This window comes from Parafrankia elaeagni (assembly GCF_000374165.1).
Lineage (GTDB): Bacteria > Actinomycetota > Actinomycetes > Frankiales > Frankiaceae > Parafrankia > Parafrankia elaeagni.
The window spans coordinates 36,725-60,317 of sequence record NZ_KB893728.1; the positions used below are offsets into that span (position 1 = coordinate 36,725).

Annotated in this window: 21 protein-coding genes; 5 read left to right on the forward strand and 16 right to left on the reverse strand. The window is 72.3% G+C overall.

All coding sequences use genetic code 11. The annotated features are described in order from the left end of the window. The first annotated feature begins 144 nt into the window (after window positions 1-144). Window positions 145-1,632 (forward strand): alpha/beta hydrolase domain-containing protein, encoded by a 1,488-nt coding sequence (locus B207_RS34235; protein ID WP_018637718.1) that lies wholly within the window; start codon window positions 145-147, stop codon window positions 1,630-1,632. Window positions 1,633-1,710: 78 nt separating this feature from the next. Here B207_RS34235 and B207_RS0116755 read toward each other — a convergent pair whose 3' ends face one another. The 7 genes from B207_RS0116755 to B207_RS0116785 form a co-directional block, all read right to left on the reverse strand. Beyond that, complete coding sequence (locus tag B207_RS0116755) at window positions 1,711-2,166, reverse strand: DUF779 domain-containing protein (RefSeq protein WP_018637719.1); 456 nt, start codon at window positions 2,164-2,166, stop codon at window positions 1,711-1,713. Window positions 2,167-2,223: 57 nt separating this feature from the next. After that, window positions 2,224-3,747: an aldehyde dehydrogenase gene (gene adh / locus B207_RS0116760; protein ID WP_026311134.1), complete on the reverse strand. Its 1,524-nt coding sequence runs from the start codon at window positions 3,745-3,747 to the stop codon at window positions 2,224-2,226. 76 nt (window positions 3,748-3,823) lie between these two features. Next, entirely contained in the window at window positions 3,824-4,687 is an 864-nt protein-coding gene (locus tag B207_RS38445; protein ID WP_154675406.1) for a heme-binding protein, read from the reverse strand. A 3-nt stretch (window positions 4,688-4,690) separates the two neighbouring features. Next, a complete protein-coding gene (locus tag B207_RS0116770; protein ID WP_051102568.1) occupies window positions 4,691-6,541 on the reverse strand; it encodes a diol dehydratase reactivase subunit alpha in 1,851 nt (616 codons plus the stop codon). Window positions 6,542-6,560: 19 nt separating this feature from the next. Then, window positions 6,561-7,163, reverse strand: a complete 603-nt coding sequence (locus tag B207_RS0116775) for a propanediol/glycerol family dehydratase medium subunit (protein ID WP_018637723.1) — start codon at window positions 7,161-7,163, stop codon at window positions 6,561-6,563. Next, a complete protein-coding gene (locus B207_RS0116780; RefSeq protein ID WP_018637724.1) occupies window positions 7,163-8,911 on the reverse strand; it encodes a propanediol/glycerol family dehydratase large subunit in 1,749 nt (582 codons plus the stop codon). Before B207_RS0116780 ends, B207_RS0116775 begins: the two co-directional genes overlap by 1 nt. Before the next feature lie 71 nt (window positions 8,912-8,982). After that, window positions 8,983-9,447, reverse strand: coding sequence for a diol dehydratase small subunit (locus B207_RS0116785; RefSeq protein WP_018637725.1), 465 nt, complete (start codon window positions 9,445-9,447; stop codon window positions 8,983-8,985). A gap of 292 nt (window positions 9,448-9,739) precedes the next feature. On the opposite strand from B207_RS0116785, the gene B207_RS34245 reads away from it, so the two are divergent. Further along, window positions 9,740-10,741 carry an MIP/aquaporin family protein gene (locus tag B207_RS34245; RefSeq protein ID WP_018637726.1) on the forward strand — a complete coding sequence of 334 codons (1,002 nt, stop codon included), beginning with the start codon at window positions 9,740-9,742 and terminating at the stop codon, window positions 10,739-10,741. Here the strand turns inward: B207_RS34245 and B207_RS0116795 are convergent. Further along, complete coding sequence (locus B207_RS0116795; RefSeq protein WP_018637727.1) at window positions 10,659-12,227, reverse strand: GAF domain-containing protein; 1,569 nt, start codon at window positions 12,225-12,227, stop codon at window positions 10,659-10,661. The genes B207_RS34245 and B207_RS0116795 overlap by 83 nt on opposite strands. A 229-nt stretch (window positions 12,228-12,456) precedes the next feature. Between B207_RS0116795 and B207_RS0116800 the strand changes: the two genes are divergently transcribed. Further along, window positions 12,457-14,334 carry a propionyl-CoA synthetase gene (locus B207_RS0116800; protein ID WP_018637728.1) on the forward strand — a complete coding sequence of 626 codons (1,878 nt, stop codon included), beginning with the start codon at window positions 12,457-12,459 and terminating at the stop codon, window positions 14,332-14,334. Window positions 14,335-14,383: 49 nt separating this feature from the next. On the opposite strand, the gene B207_RS0116805 is transcribed toward B207_RS0116800, so the two are convergent. The 5 genes from B207_RS0116805 to B207_RS34255 are packed head-to-tail and all read right to left on the reverse strand — an operon-like array spanning window position 14,384 to window position 19,094. Beyond that, entirely contained in the window at window positions 14,384-14,704 is a 321-nt protein-coding gene (locus B207_RS0116805) for a hydrogenase maturation nickel metallochaperone HypA (protein WP_018637729.1), read from the reverse strand. Next, window positions 14,697-15,329, reverse strand: a complete 633-nt coding sequence (locus tag B207_RS34250) for a HyaD/HybD family hydrogenase maturation endopeptidase (RefSeq protein WP_018637730.1) — start codon at window positions 15,327-15,329, stop codon at window positions 14,697-14,699. Before B207_RS34250 ends, B207_RS0116805 begins: the two co-directional genes overlap by 8 nt. Continuing rightward, window positions 15,326-16,087, reverse strand: coding sequence for a Ni/Fe-hydrogenase, b-type cytochrome subunit (gene cybH / locus B207_RS0116815; protein ID WP_018637731.1), 762 nt, complete (start codon window positions 16,085-16,087; stop codon window positions 15,326-15,328). Before cybH ends, B207_RS34250 begins: the two co-directional genes overlap by 4 nt. Further along, window positions 16,084-17,799 carry a nickel-dependent hydrogenase large subunit gene (locus tag B207_RS0116820; RefSeq protein WP_018637732.1) on the reverse strand — a complete coding sequence of 572 codons (1,716 nt, stop codon included), beginning with the start codon at window positions 17,797-17,799 and terminating at the stop codon, window positions 16,084-16,086. Before B207_RS0116820 ends, cybH begins: the two co-directional genes overlap by 4 nt. Further along, window positions 17,796-19,094, reverse strand: a complete 1,299-nt coding sequence (locus B207_RS34255; RefSeq protein ID WP_018637733.1) for a hydrogenase small subunit — start codon at window positions 19,092-19,094, stop codon at window positions 17,796-17,798. Before B207_RS34255 ends, B207_RS0116820 begins: the two co-directional genes overlap by 4 nt. 313 nt (window positions 19,095-19,407) lie before the next feature. Here B207_RS34255 and B207_RS0116830 point away from each other — a divergent pair, with 313 nt between their 5' ends. Then, window positions 19,408-19,722, forward strand: coding sequence for a HypC/HybG/HupF family hydrogenase formation chaperone (locus B207_RS0116830; protein WP_018637734.1), 315 nt, complete (start codon window positions 19,408-19,410; stop codon window positions 19,720-19,722). Between the two features lie 10 nt (window positions 19,723-19,732). Continuing rightward, window positions 19,733-20,179: an NUDIX hydrolase gene (locus B207_RS0116835; RefSeq protein WP_018637735.1), complete on the forward strand. Its 447-nt coding sequence runs from the start codon at window positions 19,733-19,735 to the stop codon at window positions 20,177-20,179. Between the two features lie 83 nt (window positions 20,180-20,262). Here the strand turns inward: B207_RS0116835 and B207_RS0116840 are convergent, their stop codons facing one another. The 3 genes from B207_RS0116840 to B207_RS0116850 are packed head-to-tail and all read right to left on the reverse strand — an operon-like array spanning window position 20,263 to window position 23,548. Further along, the gene (locus B207_RS0116840; protein ID WP_018637736.1) at window positions 20,263-21,033 is read right to left on the reverse strand and encodes an HAD family hydrolase; all 771 of its coding nucleotides are present in this window, start codon (window positions 21,031-21,033) and stop codon (window positions 20,263-20,265) included. After that, complete coding sequence (locus B207_RS0116845; protein WP_018637737.1) at window positions 21,030-22,262, reverse strand: ABC transporter ATP-binding protein; 1,233 nt, start codon at window positions 22,260-22,262, stop codon at window positions 21,030-21,032. The genes B207_RS0116840 and B207_RS0116845 overlap by 4 nt, the downstream gene beginning before the upstream one ends. Then, window positions 22,259-23,548 carry an extracellular solute-binding protein gene (locus B207_RS0116850; RefSeq protein WP_018637738.1) on the reverse strand — a complete coding sequence of 430 codons (1,290 nt, stop codon included), beginning with the start codon at window positions 23,546-23,548 and terminating at the stop codon, window positions 22,259-22,261. Before B207_RS0116850 ends, B207_RS0116845 begins: the two co-directional genes overlap by 4 nt. Between the last annotated feature and the right edge of the window lie 45 nt (window positions 23,549-23,593).

The following is a 23,593-nucleotide window of genomic DNA, read 5'->3' on the forward strand; positions in this document are numbered from 1 at the left end:
GGGTTCGCGGGCCTTTCCAGTGCTCGGGGCCTGATTCCCCTTTTGGGCTAGCCGGAACGTGGTGCTTTGCCGGCCTGTCGCGGCCCGCCCACCGATCGTGGTGGCGGCTGGGTACTCGGCCCGGTCGTGATGGGAAGGAGCGCCATGCCCCGTCTGCCTCTGGGCCGTGTGGCCAGCGCCGGGTTCGTCGCGGCGTCCATGATTGTTCCGCTGGGTGTCGCGGTGCCCGCGGCCGGCGCCGCCGCGGCTTCCACGGCTTCCGCGGCCGCACCGGCTGCCGTCGTCCGTTTACCGGCGGACGCCACGCCCGCGCCACCCGCGCCACCCGCGCCAGGGCGGCCGGGGCCGGCGGCGCCGTCGGTCGTGCCGAACCCGGCCGTGACCGCGATCCCGACCACCGCGCAGTCGACGCCGTTCCTGAGCGACACGGATCTGCGCAGGCACGGGTATGTCGAGGAGGAGTTCTCGTTCAGCGGCAAGGCCGACATCTACGCGATCCCCACGCTGGCGGACGCGACGGTCGCGACGCCGGACATCCCGTACACCTCACGGCTGATCGTGCGGCGTCCGACGGATCCGCGCCGCTTCAACGGCGTGGTGGTGGTCGAGTGGCTGAACGTCTCGGCCGGCTACGACATCGAGGCCGCCTGGCTCCCGCACCGGGAGCACTTCCTGCGTGAGGGTTACGCCTGGGTCGGCGTCTCGGCGCAGACCGGCGGCGTGAACCATCTCAGGGCCTGGAACCCGGACCGCTACGGCAGCCTGGACACCACCGCCGGCGGCACCGTCACGCCCGCCGACGCGCTGTCCTACGACATCTTCTCCCAGGCGGTGCAGGCGCTGCGCAGCCCGAAGCAGGTCTGGCCGCTCGGCGCGCTGACGGCCCGGCACGTGATGGCGGTCGGCGCCTCCCAGTCCGCCGGGCGGCTCGCCGTCTACCACAACGCGATCCACCCGCTCCACACGGTGATCGACTCGCTGCTGCTCACGGTCGGTGGCGGGCAGCTGCGCACGGACGTCGGCCTGAAGGTCCTGCAGGTGCTGAGCGAGACCGACGTCCGCGCGCCGTCCACCACGCCGGACTCGGCGACCTTCCGCCGCTGGGAGGTCGCCGGGACCTCCCACTTCGACGAGAACATCCACACGGCCCTGGACCGCCTGCTGGAGCGGGACTATCCCGAGGGGCTGACCGAACCTGCCTGCACCAGCCCGCCGTTCAGCCGGGCGCCCCTGCACCACGTGACCAACGCGGCGATCGACCACCTCGCGCGGTGGGCCCGCTTCGGTGCCGCCCCGCCCTCCGCGCCGGGTCTGACGTTCACCACCGGCCCGGACGGCCGGCAGGTGCTCGCCCGGGACGAGCGCGGGATCGCCCTCGGCGGCATCCGGCTGGCCGCGGTCGACGTGCCGACCGCGGTGAACACCGGCGTCAACGGCGGGGAGAGCTTCTGCATCCTGTACGGCACCCACGTGCCGTTCGACGAGGCGACCCTCAACCAGCTGTACCGGTCGCACGCCGACTACGTCGGCAAGGTCACCGCGGCGACGGCGCGCAACGTCGCCCGGGGCTACGTCGTCAGGGCCGACGCCACCGCGACGATCACCGAGGCCCGCCGCAGCGACATCCCCTGACCCGGTAGTCGCGCTGTCCGCCCCCGCCCCCGCCCCCTCCCCCTCCCCCGCGGGCAGCGGGGGCGGGCAGCGCGACGGTCAGCCAGGCCGCACGGCGTCCAGCCGGGCCACCTCGGCGTCGGTGAACAGGCGGGACCGGGTAAGGAAGCGGTAACCCTCGGGCGCCTCCAGGCTGAAACCGGCGCCGCGCCCCGGGACGAGGTCGATCGTCAGGTGGGTGTGGGACCAGTACTCGAACTGGGCCGCTCCGATGTACACGGGCACACCGCCGCCTGGAATGCCGTCTCCGGCGGCCCCGTCCCCTGCTGGCTCCGCGCTGTCCGCGCTGTCCGCGCCGAGGACCCCGAGCAGGACGTCGCGGTCGCCGACGAGGAGCTCACCGCGCGGATAGCACATCGGGGACGACCCGTCGCAGCATCCGCCGGACTGGTGGATGATAAGCGGGCCGTGCTCCGCGGAGAGTCGCCGCAGCATGGCGAGCGCCGCGGGGGTGGCATCCACCCGCCGCGCCGCCGTTCTTCGCACGTCGGTCATGGCCGCCTCCCCGGGACGAGTCGGACGAGTCCTCCGGTGTCCGCCATGGTCTGTCTCCTAGAAGAAGCCCATTGCCTTGGGGGAGTAACTGACGAGCAGATTCTTCGTCTGCTGGTAGTGGTCGAGCATCATCCGGTGGTTCTCCCGGCCGATGCCGGACTGCTTGTAGCCGCCGAAGGCCGCGTGCGCGGGGTAAAGGTGGTAGCAGTTCGTCCAGACGCGTCCCGCGCGGATGTCGCGGCCGGCGCGGTAGGCGGTGGTGCCGTCTCGGGTCCACACGCCGGCGCCGAGCCCGTACAGGGTGTCGTTCGCCTGGGTGATTGCGTCGGAGTAGCCGTCGAAGGAGGCCACCGAGACCACCGGGCCGAAGATCTCCTCCTGGAAGATCCGCATCCGGTTGTCGCCCTGGAAGATCGTCGGCTGGACATAGTAGCCGCCGGCCAGATCGCCACCGAGCTCGGCGCGTTCGCCGCCGAGGACGAGGCGGGCGCCCTCCTTCCGGCCGATGTCGATGTAGGAGAGGATCTTCTCCAGCTGGTCGGCGCTGGCCTGCGCGCCGACCATGGTCTCGGTGTCGAGCGGGTTGCCCTGCCGGATCGCCTTCGTGCGGATCGCCGCCGCGTCGAGGAAGTCGTCGAAGATCTCGCGGTCGATCAGGGCACGCGACGGGCAGGTGCAGACCTCGCCCTGGTTGAGGGCGAACATCGTGAAGCCCTCCAGACACTTGTCCTGGAAGTCGTCATGCTCGGCGAGAACGTCCCGGAAGAAGATGTTCGGGCTCTTGCCGCCGAGTTCGAGGGTGACCGGGATCAGGTTCTGGCTGGCGTACTGCATGATCAGACGTCCGGTGGTCGTCTCGCCGGTGAAGGCGATCTTCGCGATGCGCGGTGAGGAGGCGAGCGGCTTGCCCGCCTCGACGCCGAAGCCCTGCACGACGTTGAGGACACCGGGCGGCAGCAGGTCGCCGATCAGCTCCCACAGCAGGTTGATCGACGCCGGTGTCTGCTCGGCCGGCTTGAGCACGACGGCGTTGCCGGCCGCGAGGGCGGGCGCGAGCTTCCAGATCGCCATGAGCAGCGGGAAGTTCCAGGGGATGATCTGCCCGACCACACCGAGCGGTTCCTGGAAGTGATAGGCGACGGTGTCCGCATCGATCTCGGAGAGCGAGCCCTCCTGCGCGCGGATGGCGCCCGCGAAGTACCGGAAGTGGTCGATGGCCAGCGGGATGTCGGCGGCGAGCGTCTCGCGGACGGGCTTGCCGTTGTCCCAGGACTCGCCGACGGCGAGCAGTTCGAGGTTCGTCTCCATCCGGTCCGCGATCCTGTTGAGGATGTCGGCGCGGGCGGCGACCGAGGTCCGTCCCCAGGCCGGCGCGGCGGCGTGGGCGGCGTCGAGGGCCTTCTCCACGTCCTCCGCGGTGGAGCGGGCGATCTCGGTGAAGGGCTGGCCGGTGACCGGGCTGGTGTTCTCGAAGTACTGGCCCTTCACCGGCGCCACGTACTCGCCGCCGATGATGTTGTCGTAGCGCGGGGCGAAACGGGTGGGGGATTCCGGCTGTCCGGGGCGGGCGTAGACGGTCATGTCTCGGAACTCCTTCGGGAATCTGTTGGTTCCGGTCGGCTCCGGCCGGCTCCGGTCGACGAGCCTGTCGCGGACGCTAGGCCCGTGCGCGTTGCGGAAACGTTGCAGTGGCGCCGAGGTGGTCGGCACCGGCCTGGGCGATGGTGATGTCCTGCTCGACGGTGCCGCCGCTCACCCCGATCGCACCGAGCAGGTCGCCGGCCGGCGTGAACAGCGGGATGCCGCCGCCGAAGACGACCAGGCCGCCGTTGGTCCCCTCGATGCCGTAGAGCGGACCGCCGACCGCGGCCGCCTTGCCCAGCTCGTCGGTGGTCATCCGCAGCAGCACCGCGGTGCGGGCCTTGCGGATGGCGATGTCGACGCTGGCGAGGATCGCGCCGTCCTGGCGGGCGAACGCCAGCAGGTGGCCGCCGTCGTCGGCCACGGCGACGTTGATCGGCACTCCGATCGCGTCCGCCTTGGCCAGCGCGGTGTCGAGCAGGACGCGGGCCTGGTCGAGACTGAGACGTCCGGGCATGGCGAGGTCTCCGTTCACTGGTATGGGCAGCGCTGGGGCGGGCAGCGGCCTGAGCGGGAGCCCGACGACGATGCGGGCTGCGTTGTGGCCGAGGACGCGGGCGGCTGACGCCGGGCCGGTCAACGCCGGTGCGGCCGGCGGCAGTTTCGCGTGGTGCACGCAGATGGTTCCGCGGGCGTCGACGCCGACGCCGACATCGAGCGCGGAGGCCTGGGCAGCGGCGTAGGCCAGTGCCGCCGCCTCGCCGCCGTGAGCGCCGAGACGTCCGTGATCGTCGTGGGCCTGGTCGGTCCGGAAAGGCACGCCCTCCTCCTCCATCCCGGCCTGGATCTCCCGGATCAGCCGCGGATCCGGGAGGTCGGGATGGTGGCGGACGACCATCGTGGGCCGGTCGCGCCGAGCCCGGTCCGCGCGCGAGGCCACCGGTCAGACCCCCGCGGCCGGCACGGGGTCGCGCGCCGTCGCCGCGTGCCGGGCGACCAGCCCGGTGGCGACGGCGTTGCGCGGGCCCTCACAGCCGCGTACGTTGCCTGTCCCGCAGACGATCCCGAACTCCGCGACCGCCTCGGAGATCATGTCCGGGATCTCGAAGTCGAGGGCGGATCCGCCGAGAACTACGACGAACCCAAGCTGGCGGAGGTTGCCGCCGGGGGACACCATCTCCAGCGCCCGCAGTGCGTTGACGACGAAGACCCGGTGCTTGGCGGCCCGGCGCACCTGGCGGATCCGTTCCAGGGTGTGGCGGGTGGGGATCGGGTCCACCCCGGTGTCGGTGAGCACGACGACCCGGGCAAAGGCGTCGACGGGCAGTGGATCGGCGCGGAAGCGGACCGTGCCGTCCTCCATCCGGAGGTGGAAGAAGCTTTCGGCCTTCGCCAGCGGACATTTCTTGATCTCCTCGGCGAGGTCGACGTTGCGCAGCCCGAGTTCGGCGTCGATCAGCCGGGTGACCAGGTCACCGGCACCCGCCAGGTGGACGGAACGGACCTCGTCTCCAGGGCTGGCGACCGCCGCGTCGGTGGACCCGCCCCCAAGGTCGAGGATCGCGATCGGACGGTCGGTACCGGGGGTGGTCAGGGCGCCGAGCACCGCCATGTCCGCTTCGACGCCGCCGATCAGCACGTCGAGGCCGAGCGCCTCCCGCAGCCGGGCGGCGAGCAGTTCCATCGGCCCTCGGCTGGTGCGCACCATCGCGGCGAGCGCGACCGCGTTCGCCAGCGCGGACTCGCCCGCCAGCGCCCCGGTCACCGGCTGCGGCGCGACGGTGTCCACGGCGAGGACGTCCTGGATGCGCACCGCGTCCGCGGGGGTCGCGGTGAGGTCGGACATGTTGTCGTGAACCCGGGCGAGCATCCCGCCGACGTGGGTGCCGGCCTCGCCGGTGGCGTCGACCAGCGGCTGGACCCGGTGTAGGGCAGCCATGATCTCCTCGGCGCCGGCGCTGATCTCGACCGTCCGCCGGGCCGTCGCGCCGATCAGGGTGAGGCGGCCGGCGGGGATCCTGCGATCGGTGATGTCTCCGGTGGGGGTGCGGATCACCACGGCGGACCGGTTGCCCACCAGGGCCCGTGCGACAGGCGCGACCATCCTGGTCTGGTCCGGGTCGAGGCCGAACACGGTCGCGATCCCGTAGGAGTTCGACAGCGTCCGGATGGTGTGCCCGGGCCGGGCGACCTCGACGGCGGCGAGCATGCCCAGCGGGATCCGGTCGATCAGGCTGACCTCGTCGACGACCGGGATCGGGGCGTGCAGCCGGTTGGCGATCAGGTTCGCGTCGTCGGCGCACACGATGACACCGGTAACCCTGATCCCGGCCGCGGCCGCGCTGTTGATGCCCGCCGCCGCGTCGTCGAAGTCGACGCCCGCACCGACCACGCAGACAACCGGTTCAGCGGGATCGTGGCCGGTCAGGTCCGCGAGGGCGACGGTGACACCGACGCCCAGCCCGTCCCCGCCCGGCGTCCGCGGGTTGTGCCCGATCATTGTCGACTCGGTGATGATCGTCTCGGTGATGGTGTCCATCGCCAGCCCGCTGATGACCGGAGTCGCCTCGTTGACCAGGAGTGTGGCGAGCTCCGTCCGGTCACGCCCGGCAGCGGCCAGGGCCCGGCGGACGACGTCGACGACCCCGGACACGTTCTCCGTCGTGCCCTTCACCCCGGACGTCGGCCCGAGCGCCCCGGCGAGCCAGGAGACCTCCCGCCCGTCCGCGTCGACCTCGGCGACGCACGCCTCGGTCGTCGAGTTCCCGATGTCGACGCCCACGACCAGCGTCACCGGGGCCACACCATCACCGTCATGACGCGGCCGCCAGGCGGATCAGGGCCGTCAGCTCCTCCGGGGCGGCGCCGGGGCGGACGAGGCCGGTCTCCTTGATGTGCAGCAGCGCGGCCTTCGCCTGCCAGCGCGGGCGGGCCATGTAGTCGTTGCGGGACGGAACCGGCTCCGGGGACTCGCCCTTGGCATACCGGGCGGCGTTGCGACCGACGCTGCGGAAGACCTCCAGGTCCATCAGCGGCGCCTGCGGGAACAGCTCCAGGCTGGACAGTTTCGGCAGATCCTTCTGGTGGATCATCGTGGTGCCCCGGGACAGGACGCCGATGCCGATCCCCGATCCGGACAGCCGGGCCGCGCCGTGGCCGATGACCGCGAGGTCGGAGCTGCCGGGGAACCGGACCACCCGGGCATGCACGCCCTGCTCCTCGACGCCGGCGAGCAGCTGCCGCAGCACCTCCGCGTGCGGCACGTCGACGATCGTCCTCGTGAACAGGTCACCGAAGCCCGGCGAGAGGCCGATGACCACCTCATCGGGCCGGCGTCCCGCCGCGGCCGGGCCCCGGCTCGCCAGTTCCAGCGTGCGCCTGTCGGTACGGCGTTCGGTCGCCGTCGTGTCTGCCATCAGCTGACTTCCTCCTCCGGGTTCTGCGCGCTGACCACGTGCCGCAGCCGCTTCATCTCCTCCCACCGGGCCCCGGTGGGGCGGTAGCCGGTGCCGGGCCCCGCGTAGTCGTTGGCGTCGTTGACCGCCGAGAGCGTCTCCAGCTCGGGGGTGAGAATCGCCGCGGTGTGCAGGAGGTCGCCGGAGACCCGGTGCCGCAGGACCCCGAGGAACGCCTCGGCCATGTCGGGGAAGCCCGCGGCGTCCAGCCCTCTGACGATGTCAAGCCCGGTGACGCCGCGGTCCATGACTGACTGCGCGCCCTTGAGGTCCTCCAGGACGTCCCGCAGCGGCAGTTCCTTGCTGCCGTGCGCGTAGGTCACCGCCTCGATCTCCTTGTCAGTGATCGGCGGCAGGTCGAGATAGGCGAACACACCCTGCAGGGCCCGGGCGGCCCGGTTGCGGGCGGCGAGGATCTCCGCCTCCCCGACGTGCCGCAGTGCGCCGTCGACCTGGAGGTCGCGCTGGATGACGTTCCAGTCGTCGTAGTCCTCGGAGTCGAGGTTCGAGCCGGCGAACATGTTGTCGTAGTTCGGCACCGCGGAGTAGCCCGAGCAGATGAAGTCGGTGCCGGGCAGCAGCTGCGGGAGCAGCCGGGCGGTACGCCGCATGTCGGAGTGGGAGAACGACTGGTCGTTGCCGGAGGCGCACTCCAGGCCCACCGTGCTGGCGATCAGGTTCTCCGCCAGCACCGCGCGGATGCCCGCCGGCACGGCGCCGGGTACGCCGATGCAGCTGATCGAGCCGTTCTGCAGGCCCTGCACACCGGCGCCCCTGGTCACCAGGATGCAGCGGATCTCCAGGTACAGCATGGACCTGCCCTCTGCGTTGCCCATCTGCACCTCGGAGCCGGTCCCCGAGGTGAACCGCATCTTGATGCCGCGGGACGCGTACGCCGAGGCGAGGAAGGTCTTCGACCAAGGGGTGTCATCCCCGTCACAGAAGACCGACTCGGTGCCGTACACGGAGATCGTCTCCGCGTAGGCGGTGATGCCGCGCATGCCGAGTTCGAGTTCGGTGGCCTCCTCCAGCGCGCACTGGGTGAGCGCGCCCGGAACCGCCGCCTGCGCGCCGACCTGCAGCGCGATCGCCACCAGCGGGGCGTACCGCACCACCCCAAGGGTGGTCTCCAGCTCGCGGAAGCCGCGCAGCGCGCCCTCGGCGGCGTCCGCCGCGACCTGGACGGGGTTGTCCCGCGCGCTGGTGGAGTGCGCCTGGTTCGCGGGGGTGCGCCGGGCCCGCATCTTCTGCAGGGCCATCATCATCTCGACCACGTTCATGGTCTTGACGACCTCGAGCAGCGCCGCGGGGGTCAGCCCGCGCGAGACGTCCAGCACCTCGCGCCGGGACACCTTCGGGTCCACCAGCAGGTGCGCGATCTCGACCGGGTCGAGCGCCATCGCCTTCTCGGTGGCCGTCACGTCGATGGCGTGGTCGGCGATGAACTGGTCGAGGAAGTCGAAGTCCGCGCGTTCCCGCCCGTCCATCTCCATGATGACCCCGCCCTCGACCCGCACGCTCGGGGTCGGGTCGTACGGGCTGTCCATGGCGACCATGCCGACCTCGGGCCACTCCTCGACGAAACCGTCGAGGTTCACCGGCCGGTTCTCCAGAATCTCGGTCCGGCGGGACCGTCGTGCCGGTGCCGGTGCCGACCCCGGGGCCTGTGCGCTGCGCCCGGCTCGGCTCGTGGCGTCCGTCGTGCTCATCTCTGAGACTCACCCTCCTGTTGGAAACCCGGAACCCGGAACTCGGATCGGCTGGCGCGTGTTGGGGGCGGTCAGCCCGCGAGGATGCCGCGTCGCTCGTAGACGTCGGCGGCCTCCCGGACGAGCTCGGCACACAGCGTCGCGCCGTGGTCCCGTTCGAGCCGGTCCGCGATGTCGGTCAGCTGCTCCCGGGTCGCGGCCCGCGGCCGCAGCGTGTTGTAGATCGTCAGGACGTCCTCGTCCGACAGCGAGGTGAGCTCGGCGGCCCGGCGGAAGTTCTGCGCCAGCTGCGGCAGGCCCACCTTCTCGGCGATCTGGGCCTGCAGTCGCAGCGTCGCCGGCGTGATGCGGATGTCCTCGGGGCCGATCTCACCGGCCAGCAGCGCGGACATGGTGATCTCGTCGATGCGCCTGCCGGTCGGCGTCCGGAGCAGGTCCGGGCGGTGGGCTGCCAGCGGGTAGTCCCGCCGCGGGTCCAGGTCGACGTCGACCTCCGCGTCGATTTTCGCGTCGACGTCCACTTCGACGTACGTCATGGGCTTCGCTCCTGCCTTCGTCACGGTGCCGCGGTGCGCTGCCCCGTGCCCTGCCTCCGTGCCTGTGTGCCGTGGGCCGCGCCGACGGTTCGAGACAGTAAGCAGCGTCACGTTGCTGCGGCGTTGCACCTGCCGACGTCCGGACTGCAACGCGCCTGGAACCCCGTCGCCCGCACAGTGACCCGCATTCCGGCACCCAGCCCGGCTCAGCGTGTGGAGGAGAAACGTGACCGAGTCCGCGCCCTTACGTGACCAACGACGCCTGGAGCGCGTCCGGGGAGGCTACGGCGACGTGCTCGCCGAGTTCTTCGGCTCCTTCCTGCTCATCGCCTTCGGGGCGGGCTGCGTCGCCATGCTGGTGGCAGGCCTGCCCGGTTCGGGACGCACCGCCGGGCCGACCGTGATCTTCCAGGCGGCGGGGGACTGGCTGCTCCCCGTCTGGGGCTGGGCGTTCGCCGTCGCCTTCGCGGTGTACCTGACCGGTGGGATCAGCGGGGCCCATCTCAACCCGGCCGTCACCCTCGCCCTGGCGGTGCGTCGGCGTTTCCCGTGGCGCAGGGTCCCGGGCTACTGGGCGGCACAGGTCGTGGGCGCCTTCGCTGGCGCGGCCCTGGTGTACGCCGTCTACAGCCCGGCGATCGCCGCGTTCGAGACCGCGGCGGACACCCCGCGCGACGGCGGAGCCGCCGTCACCTCGTTCTCGATCTTCGCAACCTTCCCGGCGGGCTACTTCGACAGCTGGACGGGGCCCCTGCTCGACCAGGTCGTTGGAACCGCGCTGTTCGTGGCGGTGGTGTTCGGTCTCATCGATGGCCGCAACAGATCGGTGTCGGCGAAGGCCGCGCCGCTCCTGCTTGGCTTCGCCGTCGCCGCCGTCGGGATATCCTTCGGCGCGAACGCGGGGTACGCGATCAACCCGGCGCGTGACTTCGGGCCGCGGCTGTTCACCTTCTTCGCCGGCTGGGGCGAAGTGGCCCTGCCCGGCACGGTCACCAGCGGCGCCCTGGACTTCCACAACTACCTGTGGGTGCCCATCGTCGGGCCGCTCGTCGGTGCCGTGGTCGGCGCGCTGGTCTACGACTTCTTCATCGGCGACGTGCTCCACGCCCGCCAACAGCCACAGTCACAGTCACAGCTGTTGTCGGCCTCGGCCTCGGCCTCGGCGGTCAGCATCGCGTCGACGTCCGACCGACGTCCGGCCTCGGGCGAGGTCAGTCCTCGTCGGCGAGAAGCCATGCGAGCCGGGCCGCGGCGAGACTGTGCCGCGGGTCGTGAGTGGGAAGTGTCCGGGTGAGACGCTCGAACACCTCGATGTCGCCGCTGCCCGGCTCGCTTCGCGCGAAGGTCCACAGCGCGTCGACGTCCGGGTGGCCGAGGACCGCCGACCGCAGCGCGGCGACCAGCTGGTCGCGTTCCGCGCGGATCGCCGGTGCGTCCGAGTGGGGGAGCAGGGGCGCGTGGCCGGCGGCCACCGCCGCCCGCACGTCACCGCCGTCCAGCGCGGCTCGCATGGTCAGGAAGTCCGCCTCCACCTCGGCCCGCAGCCGGTACGGCTGGGTCGACATGATCGATTCGCCCAGCGTGGCTCGCAGCCGGTGGATCGAGGCGCGCACCGTGGTGGGATTGCCCTGGTCGCCGTAGAGCATGGTGGCGAGCTGCTCGCCGGTCAGACCGCCGGGATGGAGCGCGAGCATGGCGAGCAGCTCGGCCCGCCGCAGGGTCAGCGGCACCTCCCGGCCGTCGAGCACCGCCGCCGGCCGCTCGTTCAAAAACGACAGCGACAGGGTGGGTCGGCGCGGGGCTGTCCGCGCCGGGTGTGCGAGCCGGACGAGGTACCCGTCGGGCAGCGGCTCGACCCGCGCCTCGCGGCCGTCGTCCAGCCGGATCCGGTCGACGCCGGGCTCGACCGGGATCCGCCGCGGCCACCCGCCGTGTGGCTCGGCGGCGATCACCCGTCGGGACGGCGTCACCAGCGCGGCCGGCTCACCGTGCAGACCGGCGAGATGGGCCAGGTTCCGGGCTCTGATCCGTTCGTCCTGCAGCTCCATCTGGTGCCGCAGATGGCTCTCCGCCAGTTTCGCGGCGGCGTTGACCAGGGAGACGCAGGCGGGATGCAGCTCGTCCAGCAGGCCGCTGACATCGATCGTGCCGAGCACGCGCCCGGTGTCCGGGTCGTGGATGGGCGCCGCGGCGCAGGTCCAGTTGTGGTAGGTGCGCACCAGATGCTCGGCCGAGTAGATCTGCACCGGAGCGTTGATGGCCAGCGCGGTGCCCATCGCGTTGGTGCCGATGGTGTCCTCGGCCCAGCGGGCGCCCTCGCACAGCCCGACCGGGTCGGCCCGCCGGCACAGGTCACCGGCCCCCTCGCGCCAGAGGATGGTGCCCTCGGCATCGGTGACGATCATGACGTGCCGGGAGGCGTCAGCGATGCTGACGAGCAGGTCACGCAGCAGTGGCAGCACCGCGCGCAGCGGGTGGGCGGACCGGACGTCCACGATCTCGTCCGACCGGTAGACGATGATCGGGCTGTAGCTGTCCGGGTTGACCTGGGCGGCGAGCGAGCGGCGCCAGGATTCGGAGATGACCGATCGCGGCGCGGTGGGTAACCTCGCGTCGCCCAGCACGGCCTCGTGTAACCGCCGCAGAGCGAAGGACTGCGCCCGCGGGTCGTCCGTCGGTGTGCTGCCGGCCCCGGAGACCGTCGCGCTCCTCGCGGTCGTGGGGGCTTCCAGGGCTCTCGGGATCTTCGCGGCCGGGCCATCAGTGATGCGTGACTTCATGATGAACGCTCCGCGGCGGTCTTGACAGAGGCGACTCGTCGGCGCAGCCGTCACTGCGGGGTGGGCGGAGTCACAGCATGAACGGCCAGACGGGAGGTCGGCAAGCGCGCGCCGCAGCGTGGCCGGCCGGTCGCCCGCCACCGTGGGGGTGCCGTCCGCTGCAACGAGGATGCAACATCGCGCCCACTACGGTGCGGCAGCAGGCGGCACGGAGGGGACGGGACGGTCGATGGGCGCATACCGGGACGTGTACGACGCGTGGCGGAAGGATCCGTCCGACTTCTGGCTGTCTGCCGCGGCGGCGGTGACCTGGTCCCGCCCGCCGCGTGTGGGCCTGGACGACAACCGTCCGCCCGCCGCCCGCTGGTTCCCCGACGGCCGGCTGAACACCTGTCACAACGTCCTCGACCGGCATGTGGATGCCGGGCACGGGGAGCGGACCGCGCTGATCTACGACTCGCCGGTGACAGGCGCCGCCGGGCGCCACACCTACGCCGAGCTGCGTGACGAGGTGGCGCGGTTCGCCGGCGTCCTGCGCGGGCTGGGCGTAGGGCCCGGTGACCGGGTGATGGTCTACATGTCGATGGTTCCGCAGGCCGTGATCGCGATGCTGGCCTGCGCCCGCCTCGGCGCCGTGCACACCGTGGTCTTCGGCGGGTTCGGCGCGAAGGAGCTGGCCGCCCGGATCTCCGACGCCGCCCCACGGGTGCTGGTCTGCACCTCCTGCGGTGTCGAGCCGAACCGGATCGTCGAGTACAAGCCGATCGTCGACGAGGCGATCGCGCTCGCCGCCGGCCCGCCGGACCATGTGGTGGTCCTGCAGCGCCCCCAGGCGGAGGCGGCGCTCGGCGCCCGCGACCGCGACTGGGACGAGCTGATGGCGTCGGCCGGGCCGGTGGACTGCGTCGACGTCGCCGCGACGGACCCGCTGTACGTGCTGCACACCTCCGGCACGACCGGGCGGCCCAAGGGGGTCGTGCGCGACAACGGCGGGCACGCCGTGGCGCTGGCCTGGTCGATGGCCAACATCTACGACATCGGCCCGGGCGACGTGTGGTGGGCGGCGTCCGACATCGGATGGGTCGTCGGCCACTCCTACATCGTGTACGGCCCGCTGCTCGTGGGTGCGACGACCGTGCTCTACGAGGGCAAGCCGGTCGGGACCCCGGACGCCGGTGCCTTCTGGCGGGTGATCTCGCAGTACGGCGTCCGGGGGCTGTTCACCGCGCCGACCGCCATCCGGGCGATCCGCCGGGCCGATCCGGACGGGAACGAAGCCGTCGGCCAGGACCTGGCCGCGCTGCGGACCCTGTTCCTGGCCGGCGAGCGGCTGGACCCCAGCACCTACCGGTGGGCGACCGACACCCTGCGCGTCCCGGTCATCGACAACTGGTGGCAGACCGAGACGGGCTGGCCGGTGGCGGCGAACCCACGCGGCCTGGAACCGATGCCGGTCCGACCGGGCTCGCCGACCGTCGCGGTCGTCGGCTACGACATCCGGATCCTCGACCCGGACGGCCGCGAGGTGCCGCCCGGCACCGAGGGGCTGATCTGCATCCGGCTGCCCATGCCGCCCGGCACGCTGGTCACCCTGTGGGGGAACGACGACCGCTACGTCGAGTCCTACCTGTCCCGCTTCCCGGGCTTCTACCTGACCGGCGACAGCGGGTACCTCGACGAGGACGGCTACCTGTTCGTGATGGGGCGCACCGACGACGTCATCAACGTCGCCGGGCACCGGCTGTCGACCGGCGCGATGGAGGCGGTGCTGGCGGCGCACCCCGCGGTGGCGGAGTGCGCCGTGATCGGTGTGCGAGACGACCTGAAGGGTCAGGTGCCCTGCGGTCTGGTGGTGCTGAAGGCAGGGGCGGACACCGACCCGGAGACGCTGCGCGTGGAACTGGTCGCGGCGGTCCGCCGGGATATCGGCGCGGTGGCGGCGTTCCGCGAGGTCGCCGTCGTGGACGGCCTGCCGAAGACCCGGTCGGGGAAGATCCTGCGAGCCTCGATGCGCGCGATCGCCGAGGGCCGCAACGAACCGGTGCCGCCCACCATCGAGGACCCCGCGGCGCTGGACGCGCTGCGCCCGGTGCTGCGCCGGGCGTGACGCCGGCGCCGTGACGCCGGCCGCGCACTGCCCGCCGCGTGCCGGGTGGCTAGGTCGTCCAGCGCACGACCGCGAGTTCGTCCGCGGGGGCGATGACCAGGCCATTGCCCCCGCAGGACGGGCACGGGTCCAGGCGGGCACCGTCGTAGTCGTGGCCGCACGCGAAGCAGCGCAGCCGGTCCGGCGCATGCTCCCAGGTGAGGTCGGTGGCCTCCAGGGGGGTGCCGGTGGCAGCGGCGTGCCAGGCGGCGGAGGCCGAGCTGATGTCGACGCCGGTCGCGGCGGCGAGGACCACCGTGCGTACCGGTGCTCCCGCGCTGGCCTCGATGATGGCGCTGACCGCGGCGCGGGCGAGGCCGGCCTCATGCATGTCCGGGTACCTCCACTTCCCATTCGGTGAGGACGGCGCGGGCCGCGTCGACGATCGCGTCCACGCGGGAGGCGATGAGGTCGCTCAGGCCCCAGCGGTCGGTGATCGATTCGGGGACGACGCCCACCAGGGCGACGTGCCGGGGGGCGCAGCCGGAGAGCTCGGTGGCGGCGAGCGCGTCGACGAGCCCGATGTCGTGCGCGGTGGCGCGGACGCCGTGGCCGCGCCGGACGTCCCCGTCGCCGATGACGACCAGGTCGCCGGGCTGTCCGTGCGCGGTGGCCACCGCGTCGAGGATGAGCACGGCGTGGCGCCCCGCCAGGTAGGGCATGAGCATCAGACCGAGCGTGCCGCCGTCGAGGACGTCGACACCGGGTATCGGCGGCGCGGCGAGGCGCCGGGCGGCCACCACGCCCACGCCGTCGTCGCCGAGCAGCTCGTTGCCGATGCCGAGGACCAGCACCGGGGCGTCCGGGCCGTCGGCTGCGGCCGGGGCCCCGCGCAGCACGGCCACGCTGGTGCCCTCGGCCGCGGTGGTGAGCTGGGCCGCGGCGGCGGCCGCGGCGGCGGCGCCGGTGGCGTCGGTGGGATCGGTGACGTCGGCGGGGCCGGTCGGGGGAGTCACGTGTGGTCCTTCGGCAGGAACTTGTTGCCGGAGAAGATCGACGTCATGACGCCGGTGCCCTCCACCCGGTCGACGAGGATGGCGCTGTACAGGTGATGGATCATGAAGCCCCACGTCAGCCACATGATCAGGTGATGGACGAGTCGGATCGTCGGCAGCGGCACGAGGTGGAGCAGCCACCCGGTGAGCCACGAGGCCCAGCCCGTCCCCTCGACACCCCACAGGACCAGGCCGGTGACGATCTCGACGCCGAACATCGTGTACAGCACGCAGTAGGTGAGCCCGGCGAGCGGGTTGTGGCCGACGACCGGCGGCGCCTCCCGGGTCAGGAACATGTAGAAGCGCAGCGACGGGACGATCTGGCCGAGCCGCTCCCGGGTGCTGGGGATCCACTCCGTCCACCGCGACCAGGGGTTCGGCGAGCGCAGGTGCCAGCAGAGCCGGGCGAAGACCAACGCGATGAACAGGTAGGCGGTGATCTTGTGGATGGTCCGCGTCCAGGACATCCAGTACACGCCGCCACCCGGGTCGATGACCGGGGTGCCGATCAGGAAGCCGGTGACGGACAGTGCGACGAGGTCCAGTACGAGCAGCCAGTGGATGAGCCGGACCGGCAGGTCCCAGACCCGGACCCGGACGAACGGCGCGGGCCCGCCGCCGGCGGCCCCGTGAACCGCGGGCTCGGCACCGGCGGCGGGCTCGTGGCCGGCGGGCTCGTGGGCGGCGGGGCCGTCGGTGGCGGGCGCGGGGGCGGTCACTGGACCCGGACCTGGATGATGTCGTTGCCGTCGGCGTCGTAGAGGTGCGCCGCGCAGGCCATGCAGGGGTCGAAGGAGTGCAGGGTGCGCAGGACCTCCAGCGGCCGCTGCGGGTCGGCGACGGGCGTGCCGACCAGGGACGCCTCGTAGGCGCCCGGGTTCCCGTCCGCGTCGCGGGGGCTGGCGTTCCAGGTGGTGGGCACCACGGCCTGGTAGTTGCGGATGCGGTCGCCCTCGATGACCACCCAGTGCGACAGCGCCCCGCGGGGGGCCTCGTGGAAGCCGACGCCGCGCAGGGTGCCGTCCGGCCAGGAGGTGGGGCGCCACCTGCCGGTGTCGGCGATGGCCAGGTCGCCGCCGGCGACGTTGTCGCGCAGTTCGGCGACGAGGTCCAGCGCGTGCTGGGCCATCAGCCGGGTTTCCAGACCGCGGGCCAGCACCCGGCCCAGCGTCGACATCAGTGCCTCGGGTGGGAGGTGCAGGCGGTCCAGCGCGCCCTGCACCAGCGGGTGGATGCGGGCGTCGTTCAGGGAGTAGCCGACGAGCAGGCGGGCGAGCGGGCCCACCTCCACCGCCATGCCCTGGTAGCGCGGGGCCTTCAGCCACGAGTACTTCCCGGCGACGTCCAGGTGCTCGAACGGCGGCTCCGGGCCGGTGTACTGCGGTTGCGTCTCGCCCAGCCAGGGCGGCAGCGCCGCGTCGGCCTCCTCGTAGCGGAACCACGAGTGCGCGACGGACTCGGCGATGCCCGCCGGGTCGAACGGCTCCACCGCCAGGCTCCCGTTGCGGATGACGCCGCCGGGGAAGATGCCGTCCCGGGGCGGCCGGGCGACCCGCGGCGGGGACGCCGAGTAGTCGCCGAACACCATGTAGGAGCCGAGGCCCCGGCCGTAGGTCGTCCACTCGGGGTAGGCGCCGGCGATGGCCTCCAGGTCGGGCAGGAAGACCTGCTCGACGAACTCGACGCCGCGCTGCAGGATCTGGGCGACCTCCTGCAGCGTGTTGGCGTTGATCGCGTCCTGGCTGTTCAGGTCGATCGGGGAGGCCATGCCGCCGACCACGTACGTCTGCGGATGTGGGTTCTTGCCGCCGAGCAGGGCGTGTACCCGCACGTAGTCCCGCTGGAAGTCGAGCGCGTCGAGGTAGTGGCTGAACGCGATCAGGTTCATTTCGGGGCTGAGCCGGTAGGCCGGGTGCCCCCAGTAGCCGTTGGTGAACGGTCCGATCTTCCCGCTCTCCAGGAAGACGCGCAGCCGGGTCTGCACCGCGGCGAACAGGCCGGCGGTGGACCGCGGGTAGTTCGAGATCGACTGGGCCAGCGCCGCCGCGCGGGCCGGGTCGGCCGCCAGCGCCGCCGTCGGGTCGACCCAGTCCAGCGCCTGCAGGTGGTAGAAGTGCACCACGTGGTCGTGCACGCTCAGGGACGCCGCGATGATGTCGCGCAGCAGCCGGGCGTTGCGCGGCGGGACGGCGCCGACGGCGTCCTCCACCGCCCGTACCGACGCCAGCGCGTGCACCGTGGTGCACACGCCGCAGATCCGCTGCGCGAACAGCCAGGCGTCCCGGGGGTCGCGGCCGGTCAGAATCGTCTCGATGCCGCGCCACATCGTGGACGACGCGTACGCCTCGGTGACCTGACCGCCGTCCACCTGCACCTCGACACGCAGGTGACCCTCGACCCGGGTCACCGGGTCGATGACAAGCCGACTCATTTCACCTCGCCCGTCTCTCTGCCGCCGTCGGTCTCACTGGATGGCACTGCCTTACCTGGTGGCACTGCCTGACTGGATGGCTCTGTCCCACCGGATGGCACTGCGGCACCGGCCGTCCCGTCGCCGTCGCCGTCGTCGCCGCCGTGGCCGTGGTTGTCGGTCTCGGTCTCGGTCTCGGTCGCCGGCGTCTCGGCGTGCTGGGCGAGGCGGTCCGCGGCCTGGCGCTCCCGATGCGCGGCGGCGCGGTGCTGGACGACCTTGCCGACGCCGTGCGCGGCGAAGCCGGTCGCCGTCGCCGCCAGCACGCCCACCCCGATCTGGTCGGCGGTGAGGTCCAGACCGGACGTCGCCACGTGCGGCAGCCGGTCGTAGAAGGGGGACATCGAGTCCCAGAAACTCGGCTCCGAACAGCCCACACACCCGTGCCCCGCCGCGACCGGCCAGGACGTCCCGCCGTTGAACCGCACGCTCGGGCAGTTGTGGAAGGTGCTCGGCCCCTTGCAGCCCAACCGGTACAGGCACCACCCTCTGCGGTGGCCCTCGTCCCCCCATTGTTCGGCGAACTGGCCCGCGTCGAAGTGGCCGCGCCGCTGGCAGGTGTCGTGGATGCGCTCCCCGTAGGCGAACAGCGGCCGGCTGAACCTGTCCCGCGCCGGGAACTCGCCGAAGGTCAGGAAATGCACGATGGTGGCGGTCAGATTGTCCGCGTTCACCGGGCAGCCGGTCAGGTTCACGACCGGGATGTCGCTGACGACGTCCTCGACCCGCACCGCCCCGGTTGGGTTCGGCCCGGCCGCCGGAATGCCACCGAAGGCCGAACAGGTCCCGACGTTGATGATGCCCGCCGCGCCTCGGACGGATTCACGCAGAATCTGCTCCGCCGACCGGCCGCCGACCGTGCACGACCCGGGAATTCCGGTCGGGATGGAACCCTCGACGATCACGAGATGCCCGCCCTGGGCCACCGCGTCGTCACGGGCCTTCTCCGCGGCCACTCCGGCCGCGGCCATCACGGTCTCGTGGTAGTCCAGCGAGATCATGCCCAGCAGCAGGTCCGCGACCGAGGGGTTGCGTGAGCGCAGGAACGCCTCGGTGTCACCGGCGCAGTCCTGGAACTCCAGCCAGATCACAGCGGGACGGTCGACGCTGTCCAGTGCGTAGGCGACCCGGGGCGCCATCTGGGCCGGCAGCGCGAGCGTCGCGGTGATTCCCGCGCAGAACTTCAGGAACGATCGCCGGTCGACCCCGGCGTCCGCGAGCCTCGCGGACAACGGACGGCCGGATTCGCGCGTCATTCGGGTGCCTCCCGCCCGGGACTTTCGCTAGTGCGGTCCTGTACGGCTGTCCTGTGTGACTTTCCGGCCGTCTTCCAGGCCGGCCGCCGGCGCCGCGGCGCTTTGTGCATTGTGCGAATGGACGTTAGTGCGCGCCGGGGCGCCGGACAGGAGCCTCATCGGATGCGGGCGGGAGTCCATCAGAGCCGAACCGCAGGGCCGGATGTCCCTTGTCGTCGCCGGGTCGGCGGCGGAAACTGATACACCGAACCCCCGCCCGGCAACCCGGTCCACCGGCCGCGAAGCACTGCTCGACAAAGGGGGGTGAGGCGCCGTGTGCCTCGGTATACCTGGCCGGATCATCGCCACCGTCGACGTCGCCGGCCTGCTCATGGGCACCGTCGACTTCGACGGGATCACCCGCGAGGTCTGCCTGGCCTATGTGCCCGACGCGCGGATCGGCGACTACGTCATCGTCCACGTCGGCTTCGCCCTCAACCTGGTCGACGAGGTCGAGGCGCACCGCACCCTGGAACTGCTCCGCTCGCTCGGCGACGTCCTGCGGGACGAACTCGCCGTGGCGGACCCGCCCCGGCCGCGGAACGGGCTGCCGCCGTCCTCGGCCGGTGCTCGTGGTGGCGACTGCTAGGGTTCCGCCTGTGTCGGGCTTTCCCCTGAGTCGGCGTGACTTCGACGAGATCTACGGCCGGGTGCCCCGGCTGTGCGTCGATGTCGTCATCTCCGGACCTGCCGGCGTGCTGCTGGCGCGGCGGGACATCGAGCCCTGCCTGGGGCAGTGGCATCTGCCGGGCGGCACGGTGTTCTTCGGCGAGTCGCTGACGGCGGCGGTGGCCCGGGTGGCCGCGCGCGAGCTGGGTGTCTCGGTCGCCGTCGGCGATCTCCTCGGCTACATCGAGTATCCGTTCATGGCGGCGGACGGCTACCGCGGCTGGCCGATCGGCATCGCCTTCGACGCGACGATCAGCAGCGGGCAGCCGGTCGGCAGCGCCGAGGGCAGCGAGACCGGCTGGTTCACCGAGATCCCGCCCGACACCATCCGCGAGCAGGCCGACTTCCTGAACCGGCTGGTCCGCGTCCCGTCCTGACGCCACCGTGACCCGTTCATCATGGTCGAAGCCGACCAACGGGGCTCGACGGTTCGCCGCCACCGTGCCGGTGGGATATATATCTAGGGCGGTGACCCTGACGGCTCGGCCCGTGACGTGTCGGGGCTGTGCAGGCCGTCCCGGTTCACCAGGTCGCGGATCACACCGGGCAGGTCGGCGAGGTCCGACACCAGAGCGTCGGCGCCGGCGGTGAGAAGCGCGCCGGCCCGCTGGTAACCGCCGCTCACCCCGATCGCCAGGCAGCCGGCGCGGTGCCCGGACCGGATGTCGTAGGCGGTGTCGCCCACGTACACACCGAGCGGATGCCCGCGGCGGTGCGCCGACAGCCTGCCGGGCTTGTCGGCGACCGCCGTCTCGACGAAGTCGAACCGGTCGGCGAGGCCCGCGGCGACGAGGTCGGTGCGTACCGGGTCGGCGCTGGCCGCGGAAAGCACGCCCAGGCGGGCCCCGTGGCGGCGCAGCGCGTCGAGGGCGTCCGCCGCGTGTGGGCGGGCGGGGGCGGGGTGAGCCGCCAGGTGGGCGTTCCATTCCCGCTCCGCCTGCGCCGCGTCGGCGGGCGTGATGCCGAGGCCGTGCATGAACTCCGACAAAGGAAGGCGGAACGCGGCGGCGAACTCGTCCGCGGTGAGACCGGGCCGGCCCCGGCGGCGCAGCACCGTCGCCGTCGCCGCCCGGGCCCGTTCGGCATCGTCCATGATCGTCCCGTTCCAGTCGAACACGACGACCAGGCCTGCGAGCGGTGCTGGGCTGGTCCCGGGTCCGAGGTCGGAGCCGGGACCGGGACCGGCGGCTGCCGCCCCGCCGATGATCGCCGTGGTGTCACGTTCTGTCACAGGACGAAGATGTGAAGGTCGGCGACGGGTGCGGTGACGGTGACCTCGGCCCCGGGGCGCAGCGGGACGTCCGCCGCGCAGCGGGCTGCCATCGCCGTGCCGGAGGCATCCAGGTGGACGATCTTCTCGGGCCCTGCCGGCACGACCAGGCTCACGACCGCCGGCGCGGAGACCCGGGCTTCAGCGCCGGTCCCGGAGGTCTCGCCATCGCCGCTTCGCCACGGACCATCGCCGGCCTTGGGATTCGGACCACTGACGCGCAGATGTTCCGGTCGGATCCCCACCGTCACACCGTCGCCATCCGCGGCGGGGCGGCCTGGCAGGTCCGGGTGGTGGACGAGGCCGAGCGGCGTCCGCCATCCGTCGTGGGTGTGGTCCGCGGCCATCAGGTTCATCGGCGGGGAACCGATGAAGCCGGCGACGAACGCCGTCCGCGGATGGTGGTAGAGCTCGTCGGGCGTGCCGACCTGCTCGAGGCGCCCGTCGCGCAGCACGGCGATCCGGTCGGCGGTCGCCATGGCGTCGATCTGGTCGTGGGTCACGTGCACCGTGGTGGCGCCGGCCGCCCGCAGCCGGCCGGCGATCTCGATGCGCAGGGACTGGCGCAGTTGGGCGTCCAGGCCGGAGAGAGGCTCGTCGAGGAGGACCACGCCGGCCTGGCGGGCCAGCGCGCGGGCGAGCGCGACCCGCTGACGCTGGCCGCCGCTGAGCTGGCGCGGCAGCCGGTCGAGCAGCTCGGTGATCTGGAGCCTGCCCGCGACGTCGCGGGCCCGCCGGTCGGCCGCGGCCGGGTCCAGGCGCAGCCCGTGGCGGAGCCCGAGCGTGATGTTGCGCAGTGCGGTGAGGTGCGGGTAGAGGGCGAAGTGCTGGAAGACGATGGCGATGTCGCGGCGGTGCGGGGGCAGGCCGATCTGGTCCCGGCCGCCGATGAGGACCTCGCCCTCGTCGGCGTGGTCCAGCCCGGCGATGATCCGCAGCAGGGTCGACTTGCCCGAGCCGGACGGCCCGAGCACAACGAGGCTCTCGCCGCGGGTCACCGCGAGGTCGACGCCGTCGAGCGCGACGACGTCCCCGAAGAGGCGGCGGATGCCGCGCAGCACCAGCCCGCCGTCGGAGAGCGCCGCGGAGCCGGAGTCCACCGCTGCGGCTGCCGGCCCGGCGGCTGTGTCGGCGGCCGGAACGATCTCCGATCCGCTGGCCGAGGAAGTCAGGACGTCGGGCGCTCTCACCGGGCCGCCCCGTCGATCTGCCGGACCGCGCCGGGCAGGACATCGTCGACCGACGCGCCGTTGGTCAGCTCTGTCACCAGGTCAGTGATGATCTTGTTGACCTTGGGGGTCGCGTCGCCGTGCCAGCCGCCCCAGGGGGTGAGGGTGCCGTCGAACGACCAGGCGAAACCGACCTGGGTGCGGGCAGCCGGGTCGGCCTTGAGCTCGGCCGCGGCCCGGGTGTCCACCGGGACGTAGCTGAAGGTCTTAGCGCTGGTGGCGATGACAGTCGGGTCGAGCATCGCGCCGATCATCTCGTTGGCGAAAGCGGCGCGGCAGGGGTCGTCGGACAGCACGATCCACCCGTTGCCGCCGGCGGGCAGTGAGGGCGTGCCGCCGTCCGGGACTGGGAAGGCGCTGACGCTCCAGTCGAAGCGGTCGCCGACCTGCGTGGTCATCGACGCCGCGCTGGCCGGCGAGGAGATCATGTAGGCGAGCTCGCCGCGGGTGAACATGGCCATGGCGTCGGCGAAGGCGACCGGCTCGGCGAGCTTCTCGGCGCCGAGGTCGGCGTAGATCGACAGCCCGTCGCGGCCCTGGTCGCTGTCGAAGCCGGCGGTGCCGTCGGGGTTCACGAAGGTCGCGCCCGCGCTCTGGATGTACGCCTGGGCGACCCAGTCGGCGATGCCGTCACGGGGCAGCGCGACGGCCGCCGCGTCGGTGCGTTCGCCCACGGCACGCGCCGCCGCGAGCAGCTCGCTGGAACTCGTCGGGGGAGCCGTCACACCGGCCTGCCCTGCGAGGTCGGTATTGGTGTAGAGAACAGGCATCGAGACCTGGAAGGGCGCCACGTACGGCTTCCCGTCGACCTCCCCGATAGACAGGAACCGTCGGTCGTAGGTGTCGTTCAGCGCCTCGGGATTGATCGGGGCGGGGGAGAACTCATCGACCCAGTACCGCACCTGGCCGAGGCCGACCATGACGACGTCGTGTCTGCGGCCCGAGGCGAGGTCGGTGACGACCTGCTGGGTCAGCGCGTCGTAGCCGGCGGCGGAGGACAGCTCCAGGTTGACCGTCAGACCGGGGTGCTCCGCCTCGAGGGTCTTCTTGGCCTGCTCCGCGGCCTGCGCGCCCTGCTGCGCGTAGATCGTGTCGATGGTGACGCCGTTCGGGTCGCAGCTGTCGACGGCGGCGGCCGTGGCGGGGGAGCCGGCGGTGTCGCCGGAGCCGCCGCAGGCGGCGGCCAGCAGTGCCACCGAGGCGATCGCGGCGGCCGTGGCCGCCGTGGTGCGGGAGAACGTCCGCATGGTGAGACGACCTTTCTTGGACGAACCAGGAATGTGTGACGGGTG